We start from the raw sequence: 8,344 nt of genomic DNA, 5'->3' as shown, positions 1-8,344 counted from the left end.
CCGTCCCGAGAGAGACCGACCATGACCTCCCCGTCCCATCCCGACGGCCCCGAAGGCACGCCGCCCACGGCGTCCGACGAGCCGCTGCCGACTGGTCCTGCCGCCCCGGGCGAGCCGCTGCCGGCCGGCGCGGATGTCCCGGCCGCCCCGGCCGCTCCTGCCGCCCAGGACGCCGGCTACGACATCTCCCCGGCCGGCCACTCCTTCGCCGAGGGCTTCGCCAAGCAGCACTTCTTCTCCGGCGCGAAGTTCCTCAAGCCCGGCCGCCGGGTCGTTGTCGCGGTCGCCGCGGTGGTGGCCGTGGCGGCTGTGGGTGTCGGACTGACCGCGGCGGCGACCCAGTTCGGCGGCAAGAGCGACGGTACGGTGCAGGCCGCCGCCACCCGTACGCTCGGCACCACCGCGGCGACCACCGCGGGCGGCGCGAAGCCGGTGGCGGGCAAGCCCGGCCCTCCGCGCAAGGGCGCGCCTGAGAAGGCGCCGGACAAGGCACCGGGCAAGGGTGCCGTGAAGGGCGCCCCGCCGGCCGGCGTCCTGGCCGCCGTTCCGCCCGCCGCCCCTGCCGCCGGCACCGGGGCCAAACCCGGCACCGGCACCGGCAGCGGCTCGACCGCCCACCACCCCGCCGGCACCACCCCGCCGCCCGCCCCGCCCGCGGCCAAGCCCATCACCTTCACCGGCGGACTGGTGATGAACCTCGCGTCCAACCGCTGCCTGGCCACCGAGGCGGGACAGCGCACCGCCGGCACCCAGCTGGTGCTCGCCAACTGCGACCGGAGCGACCCCTCCCAGGGCTGGACCTTCCCCTCCGACGGCACCGCCCGCGACTTCGGCGGCACGATGTGCCTGGACATCTCCGGTGCCCCCGGCAACGGCGCGCCCGTCCGGCTCGCGAAGTGCTCGGGCGCCGGCACCCAGGCGTTCGTCCTCAAGAAGTCCTTCGACCTGGTGGAGGTCCAGCCCGACCTCTGCGTGGACGCCAAGGACAAGGGCACCGCGGCCAACACCGATCTGCAGATGTGGTCCTGCGCGGGCACGTCCAACCAGAAATGGAAGATGGCCTGACGGCTTGCTTCCCGCGAAAGGCCCGGGCCCGGATATCCGGCGGCCCGGGCCGCTTCGTTCCCCGGCAGGACGCCGGTCTTTTCCCGGTCGTTCCGCGGTAATCCGGAAGCGGCCCCGAGTATCCCCGCCGGTCATCCGGAACCCTCCCGGAGCTGCGTGGACAATTGATGGGCCGACCCTGTTCCGGCGTCGTTCACATCACCGCCATGGCGAGCCCCGAGCCTCGGAAAGAGAAATTCGGGTGACGCCACCGCGAGGTGAAGCGTCACGATACCGGAGGACCTTTCATGGCCGGGACGCGATCCCCCCTCAACCGCCGTCGATTCCTGCAGATTTCCGGTGCCGCCGTCGCCGCCACCGGCGTCGCGTGGCCGCTGGCGGCCGGTGCGGGCAGCAGCAGCGCCGCCGCCGGGCCCGCCACGTCAGGACCCGTGCCGCCGCCCCACCACCCGCCCGCGCCGCGCCCCACCGTGCGGCGGGCCCTGCCGTACGGGGTGACGACGCTCGACACCACCGCCCGGCTCGCCAAGGGCTCCGGCGGCTACCGGCGGATCGTCGCCGGGCCCGGCTGGCCGGCCCTGGTCCGCTCAGAACTGGCCGCGGGCGCCAAGGGACGGGCCGACCGGCGCACCCCGCTGGCCTGCTTCGTCCAGCTCACCGACCTGCACCTGGCCGATGTGCAGAATCCGCTGCGCACCGAGTTCCTGCGGGCCGGGTCACCGGGGTCCTGGCGTACCCAGGAAGCGCTGTCGGTGGCCGGCGCGGTCGCACTGGTGGAGCAGATCAACGCACTCGGCGCGGGCCCGTACAGCGGGCGGGTGCCGGCCTTCGTGATGTCCACCGGCGACAACGTCGACAACAACTCGGCGACCGAGCTGCACTGGTACCTCACCGCGATGAGCGGCGGGCTGATCACCCCCAACACCGGGGACCCCGCGTCGTACGAGGGTGTGCAGAACTCCGGGCTGCCGCTCTTCTGGCAGGCGGACGGCCCGCTGCGGGACATGGACAAGCAGCGCGGCTTCCCGCGGATCCCCGGTTTCCTGGACGCGGCGATCCGCCCGTTGCGCAGCCCCGGCCTCGACATCCCCTGGTACTCCACGCCCGGCAACCACGACGCCCTGCCCGGCGGTTGCCTCGCGCCCCAGGACGAGCAGCTGCGGGACATCGTCACCGGGTCGCGGAAGCTGTTCACCGTGCCGGACGCCGACGTAGCCGCGTACGCGAAGGTGCTCAAGAGCGGTGACGACCCCAAGAGCGGTGTGCTCAAGGACATCCTGACCCGGAACGCGGCCGGCGCGCGGCAGGTCACCCCCGACCCGGGGCGGCGGCTCTTCACGCCCCACGACTACCTGACCGCGCACCTCGACCCGGCGTACGCCGGCCACGGCCCGGCCGGGCACGGCTACTCCCAGGACAACCTCAACGACGACCGCCTCTACTACACCTTCCCGGTCGCCGAGGGCGTCGTCGGCATCAGCATCGACACCACGTACCGCAGCGGGCACTTCCAGGGCTCCGTCGGCAGCGAGCAACTCGGCTGGCTGGAGCGGACGCTGACCGCGCACAGCGCCCGGCACTACGACGCGGACGGCCGGGTGGTCCGCAACACCGCCGCCGACGACGCGCACATCCTCGTCTTCAGTCACCACCACAGCCCGAGCATGACCCGCCGCCCGGACGCCACCCACCCCGAGGAGCAGCGCCACGACGGCGGCGAACTCATCGAACTCCTCAGCCGTTTCCCCAACGTGGTGGCCTGGATCAACGGCCACAGCCACGTCAACGCGATCACGCCCCACCGGCACCGGACCCCGGCCCGGTCCTTCTGGGAGGTCAACACCGCGTCCCACGTGGACTATCCGCACCACGCGCGGCTGATCGAGCTGATGGACAACCACGACGGCACGCTCTCCCTCTTCACCACGCTCGTCGAGTCCTCCGCCCCCTACACCACCGACTTCGACGACCTCTCCTCGGTCGGACTGGCCGCGCTCTACCGCGAGTTGGCCTACAACGCCCCGGGCCTGCCGGCCGCCATGCACGACGGCGTCCGGGAGAGCTCCGCGGGCGCGCGGAAGGACCGCAACGTCGAACTCCTGGTCCACCGCGCCTGACCGGAGAATCAGCGGGCCGCCGCCGCGGCAGCGCTCGCCGTGGCGGCCACCGGAGCGGAGTTCGTCACCCGTTGCCCGGTCCAGCGGCCGCTCCACAGGACCCTTCGGCCTCCCGCGCCGGCCTTCCGTGTGGGGCGAGCGTAACCGGGTGGATCGCAGTGAAGGCGCGGGCTCAGGTGGGGCGTTCGCGGATGACTTCGGTGGGGGGTTTGTCGTCGCGCAGGCCCAGGAAGCGGGGGTGGCGGAGCATGCCGTCGCGGGTCCACTCGCTGAAACCGACCTGGGCGACCAGTTCCGGGGCGCACCAGTGGGCGTTGCGTTCGCGGACCGGGTCGGCGAACGGCGAGGTGGGACGGGACAGCGCGTCCATCCGCTCGCGCAGCGCCAGCAGGGTGCGCCGGTCGTACCCCGTGCCGACCTTCCCCGCGTACCGGAGCCGCCCCCCGGTGTCGTAGTAGCCGATGAGCAGCGCGCCGAAGCCGACCCGGCTGCCGGCCGGGTCGGTGAAGCCGCCGATCACGAACTCCTGCCCGGCCTCGCACTTCAGCTTCAGCCAGTCGGTGGAGCGCCGCTCCTGATAAGGCGCGTCGGCCCGCTTGGCGATCAGCCCCTCCCACCCCTTCGCGCACGCCTGACTCAGCAGCGGCTCGTCGGTGTGGTTGCGGTGGGGCGTGTAGCGCAGCGGGCCGTGGAAGGAGAGCGCGTCACGCAGCAGCGTCTTGCGGGTGCGCTGCGGCAGCCCCGTGGTGGCCCAGCCGCCGAGGCTCAGCAGATCGAAGACGTAGTAGTGGACGACGACGGGGCTCGCCCGTACCGCCCGCGGATCGGTGAGCCCCATCCGCTGCTGGAGCAGCGAGAAGTCGGTACGGCCCTCCCGCAGCGCCACGATCTCCCCGTCCACCACGAAGTCCCCGCACTCCTGCGCGGCCAGCGCCTCCGCCACTTCGGGGTAGGTACTGTCCATCACCCGGCCGGTCCGGGAGAGCAGCCGCGCGCCCGCGCCGTCACGGACCGCCAGTGCCCGTACCCCGTCCAGCTTGCGTTCGAAGATCCAGCGGTCGTCGAAGGTACGGCGGGAGCTGAGGGTGGCCAGCATGGGCCGGTCGACCGGGCCGGAACGGCCCTCGGGCGCGGGCCGGAGCCGGGCCCGCTGCGGCGCCGGCAGAGCGGCGAGGGCGGCGGGCAGCGCGGGGGCGTCCGGGGCCTCCGCCGGGGCGTCCGCGGAGGCTTGGGAGCGCGCGGCGCTCCGGCTCACCGTGCGCCCCTCCCGGCGGCCTTGCCTGCCGTCTTACCGGCCGTCTTCCGGGCGCCCTTCCCGCGGGCCCGGCCGGCGTCCCGACCAGCACCCCGGCCGGCGTCCTGACCCTCGCCGCCTCCGCCCGCGGCCCCACCCGCGGTTCTGCCCCCGCCCGCGGCCCCGTCCTCGCCTGCGGCCCCGTCCCCCCGCGCCGCCATCTGCCGCAGCGTCCGCCCGCTGCGTACCGACCGCGCCCGCCACGGGTCCGGCGTGCTCCGCCCCGGTGTCGCCCGCCGGTCCTTCTCCTTCACCAGCAGCCACGCCTCGCCCGTACCCCGGTTGTTGCGGATCCGGGTGAGCGCGTACCCGCCGTGCAGCTTCGCCCCGTCCAGCCAGAAGGACGCGTGGCCGTTGCGCAGCGCCTCCGCGAAGGGGATCTCGGCGCCGGAACGGTCCCTGCTGAGATTGCGGTAGCCGCCCTCGTCCCAGACGATCACCGTGCCGCCGCCGTACTCGCCCTGCCCGATGACGCCCTCGAAGTTCCGGTACTCCAGCGGGTGGTCCTCGGTGGGGACCGCCAGCCGCTTCTCGTCGGGGTCGGGGGAGGGGCCCTTCGGCACCGCCCAGGACTTCAGCGTGCCCTCCACCTCCAGCCGGAAGTCGAAGTGCAGCCGGCTCGCGTCATGGATCTGCACCACGTAGCCGGGTTCGGACCCCGGCCCGAAACCGCTCCCCGCGCTCGGCTCCGGTGTCCTGGAGAAGTCCCGCCTGCGCCGGTACTCGGCCAGCGCGTCCTTGGTGGCCACCGCGGCCTCCTCTCGGCCTTACGGCCTTTCAGTCACCGCACCCGACTCCCTGCGTATCTCCGGCGGACCGGCCCCGTAAACCGGGCACATCGGGACGATTGCCGCACCCCCGCAGCAGTAGACAGCTCCGTCTGAAGCCCAGCCCTCACCCACATCAAGTGGCTGCCACCACCTGCAGGAATGCCCCCCGTCTTGACGTGGTTAGACAGGTCTGTCTAATCTGGCGCACGGTTCCACGTCAGTCCGGTGCCCGCTCCCTGCCGATCAGCCCGCTCGCTCGGCACCACCCTCGGTGATCAGGAGTCACCCATGATCGACCGTCTCCGCTTCGGCCCCACCGCCTCGCTCACCCTGCTCGCCTCGATCGTCGTCACGCTGCTCGCCGCGTCCAGCGCGCCGACCCCGCTCTACGCGGTCTACCAGCAGGAATGGGGCTTCTCGCCGATCACGACCACCGTCGTCTTCGGTGTCTACGCGCTCGCCGTCCTGGCCGCGCTGCTGGTCTTCGGCCGGGTATCCGACCACATCGGCCGCCGTCCGGTGCTCTTCGCCGCACTGGCCGGCCAGGCCCTGGCGATGGTGGTCTTCGCCACCGCGGGCAGCGTCGACGCGCTGCTGGCTGCCCGGGTGATCCAGGGCGTCTCCACCGGCGCCGCGCTCGGCGCCATCGGGGCCGGGCTGCTCGACATCGACCGGGCCCGCGGCGCCCTCGCCAACTCCTTCGCCCCCGCCACCGGCACCGCCACCGGCGCGCTGATCTCCGGGTTCGTCGTGCAGTACCTGCCGGCGCCGACCCATCTCGTCTACTACCTGCTGCTCGGGCTCTTCGCGCTCCAGGCGGCCGGACTGCTCTTCCTTCGCGAGTCGGTGACCCGTAAGCCCGGCGCGCTGGCCGGCATGAGGCCCGAGATCGGGCTGCCGAAGTCGGCCCGCCGGCCGGTCGCCATCGCGGTCCCCGTGCTCTTCGCGGTGTGGGCGCTGGCCGGCTTCTACGGGGCGCTCGCCCCGGGGATCACCGCGGCCCTCGTCCACTCGCACGCGGTGGTCTACGGCGGCCTCGGCCTCTTCGTCCTCGCCGCCGCGGGCGCCGGTTCCGTCCTTCTGCTGCGCAACGCCCCGACCCGTACGGTCATGGCGCTCGGCGTGCTGGCACTGATCGCGGGCGTGGCGATCACCCTGGTCTCGATCGGCTCCGGCGCGGGCGGTACCGCCTCGGTGACCGGCTTCTTCGCCGGCACCGCGGTGGCCGGCTTCGGCTTCGGCGCCGGCTTCCAGGGCGGTATCCGACTGGTGATGCCGCTGGTCAGGCCGCATGAGCGGGCCGGCGTGCTGTCGCTGCTCTACGTGGTCTCGTACCTGGGCATGGGCGTGCCCGCCGTCATCGGCGGCGTGCTCGTGGTGCACGGCGGCGGCCTGCTGGACACCGCCCGGGAGTACGGCATCGCGGTGATCGTACTGGCGGCGGCGGCCCTGGCCGGACTGCTGCTCAGCGGACACCGCACCCCGCTGGCCACGTCGGTGAACGTGGTGGCGGCGGGTTCGGCCGCGGCCACCCCGCCGGTCGGGGCGGTCGGCACGGTCGGCGCGGTCGAGACGGTCGGGGCGGCCGAGACGGCACGGGAGCCGCTGACCGCCGGCGTACCGGCCGGTGCGGTCCGGCGACGTCCGGCCGGCGAGCGCCAATGACCAGCGCTAACATAGACAGACCTGTCTGACCTGCTGGTGGGGATGAGGGACATGGCGACAACCAGGACAACCACGACGGCCGGCACCACGGCCGCGAAGGCCAAGGCCGGCGCCGCGAAGGCGTCCGCCAGGGACCGGCTGCTCGACGCGGCGAACGAACTGTTCTACCGCGAGGGCGTGCACACCGTCGGCATCGACCGGATCATCGAGCACGCGGGCGTCGCCAAGGCATCCCTGTACAACACCTTCGGCAACAAAGAGGGCCTGGTCAGCGCCTATCTCGACGGCCGTCATCTGGTCGTCAGGGGGCGGGTCGAGCGGACCCTGACCCGGTTCCGCACCCCGCGCGAACGGCTGCTGAGCGTCTTCGACGCGGCCGGCGAGACGGTGACCGCCCCCGGCTTCAACGGCTGCGCCTTTGTCTCCGCCAGCGCCGAGTCCACCCGCGGCGGCGCCGTCGAGCTCGCCTCCGACCACCACCGCGGCTGGATGCGCGGCCTGCTCACCGAGCTGGCCGCGGAGGCCGGGGTCGCCGATCCCGAGGGCCTGGCACGGCAGTTGCACCTGCTCTACGACGGCGCGGTGCTCTCCGGCCGGATGGACCGGGACCCGTCGGCGGCCACCTCCGCGAAGGCCGCGGCGACCGTCCTGTTCGACGCCGCTGCGAAGACGGCGGGATCTCCCGCGGCGAGCTGATGGCCCCTCGGGTGGCCGTATCCGGCAGATGGGTTTTACGCTGAGTTTATGGATGCGTCAGCTCCGGGCCGGAGACCCGGAGCACATCCCGGGGCCCGGCGGAAGACCGGTGGCCTACCGGCTGGAAAGCAGCCGGAAAAAAACTGCACTTCCGAATAGGAACGAAGGAGGTGGCTTGAATGGCCACCCATTCGACCGAGACATCCCACATCGATACCCACCCCGACCTGGTATCCCTCCGGGACCGGTACGCGGCGATGTCGGACAAGCCATTCAACGGACTGCTCGAAGGTCTGTGCGTGCTGGCCGGCCTGTATCTCGCGATCTCGCCCTGGGTGGTGGGCTTCCAGAACTTCAGCCCCAGCCTGCGGGTGAGCAATCTGATCACCGGTATCGCACTCGCGGTACTCGGCATGGGCTTCGGTTCGGTCCTGGAGCGCACGCACGGCCTCGGCTGGGTCGCCACGGCGATCGGCGTGTGGACGATCATCGCCCCCTGGGTGGTTTCGGGTGATGCCGCGTTCTACAAGACGATCTGGAACAACTCGTTTGTAGGTGGTGCGGCGTGCCTGGTTGGCCTTGCCATCATGGGCATGGGCCTGATGGCTGGTCGTCGCAGGGCCCGTGGCCGCGCCTGACGAGCCGGCCCCGAACCTGACGCACCAGTAGACACACCCGAACACGGGCGGTCTTCCTCCGGGAAGGCCGCCCGTGCGCGCTGCCCGGCCGTACGGTCG

Annotated in this window: 6 protein-coding genes and 1 pseudogene; 5 read left to right on the top strand and 2 right to left on the bottom strand. The window is 72.7% G+C overall.

Annotated elements, in window-relative coordinates:
• Window positions 1–21: 21 nt before the first annotated feature.
• Both OG552_RS15130 and OG552_RS15125 read left to right on the top strand, forming a co-directional pair.
• Entirely contained in the window at window positions 22–1,065 is a 1,044-nt protein-coding gene (locus OG552_RS15130; RefSeq protein ID WP_329133155.1) for an RICIN domain-containing protein, read from the top strand.
• A 287-nt stretch (window positions 1,066–1,352) separates the two neighbouring features.
• Window positions 1,353–3,182 (top strand): TIGR03767 family metallophosphoesterase, encoded by a 1,830-nt coding sequence (locus OG552_RS15125; protein ID WP_329133153.1) that lies wholly within the window; start codon window positions 1,353–1,355, stop codon window positions 3,180–3,182.
• 172 nt (window positions 3,183–3,354) lie between these two features.
• Here OG552_RS15125 and ligD read toward each other — a convergent pair whose 3' ends face one another.
• The gene (gene ligD, locus OG552_RS15120) at window positions 3,355–4,368 is read right to left on the bottom strand and encodes a non-homologous end-joining DNA ligase (RefSeq protein ID WP_443071164.1); all 1,014 of its coding nucleotides are present in this window, start codon (window positions 4,366–4,368) and stop codon (window positions 3,355–3,357) included.
• A gap of 233 nt (window positions 4,369–4,601) precedes the next feature.
• Window positions 4,602–5,225: pseudogene (locus OG552_RS15115) on the bottom strand (DNA polymerase ligase N-terminal domain-containing protein); the annotation flags it as partial.
• Between the two features lie 309 nt (window positions 5,226–5,534).
• Here OG552_RS15115 and OG552_RS15110 point away from each other — a divergent pair.
• The 3 genes from OG552_RS15110 (at window position 5,535) to OG552_RS15100 (ending at window position 8,245) form a co-directional block, all read left to right on the top strand.
• Window positions 5,535–6,911, top strand: a complete 1,377-nt coding sequence (locus OG552_RS15110) for an MFS transporter (protein ID WP_329133151.1) — start codon at window positions 5,535–5,537, stop codon at window positions 6,909–6,911.
• Window positions 6,912–6,962: 51 nt separating this feature from the next.
• Complete coding sequence (locus tag OG552_RS15105) at window positions 6,963–7,607, top strand: TetR/AcrR family transcriptional regulator (protein WP_329133149.1); 645 nt, start codon at window positions 6,963–6,965, stop codon at window positions 7,605–7,607.
• 179 nt (window positions 7,608–7,786) lie between these two features.
• The gene (locus OG552_RS15100) at window positions 7,787–8,245 is read left to right on the top strand and encodes an SPW repeat protein (RefSeq protein WP_329133147.1); all 459 of its coding nucleotides are present in this window, start codon (window positions 7,787–7,789) and stop codon (window positions 8,243–8,245) included.
• Window positions 8,246–8,344: the final 99 nt, after the last annotated feature.

Source organism: Streptomyces sp. NBC_01476, from assembly GCF_036227265.1.
Classification (GTDB): domain Bacteria; phylum Actinomycetota; class Actinomycetes; order Streptomycetales; family Streptomycetaceae; genus Actinacidiphila.
This window is presented reverse-complemented; position numbering and strand designations above follow the sequence as displayed.

Bases quoted from the DNA above. Each gene is read 5' to 3' on its own strand.
- OG552_RS15130 (WP_329133155.1), top strand. From the start codon at position 22: ATGACCTCCCCGTCCCATCCCGACGGCCCCGAAGGCACGCCGCCCACG.
- OG552_RS15125 (WP_329133153.1), top strand. From the start codon at position 1,353: ATGGCCGGGACGCGATCCCCCCTCAACCGCCGTCGATTCCTGCAGATT.
- OG552_RS15110 (WP_329133151.1), top strand. From the start codon at position 5,535: ATGATCGACCGTCTCCGCTTCGGCCCCACCGCCTCGCTCACCCTGCTC.
- OG552_RS15105 (WP_329133149.1), top strand. From the start codon at position 6,963: ATGGCGACAACCAGGACAACCACGACGGCCGGCACCACGGCCGCGAAG.
- OG552_RS15100 (WP_329133147.1), top strand. From the start codon at position 7,787: ATGGCCACCCATTCGACCGAGACATCCCACATCGATACCCACCCCGAC.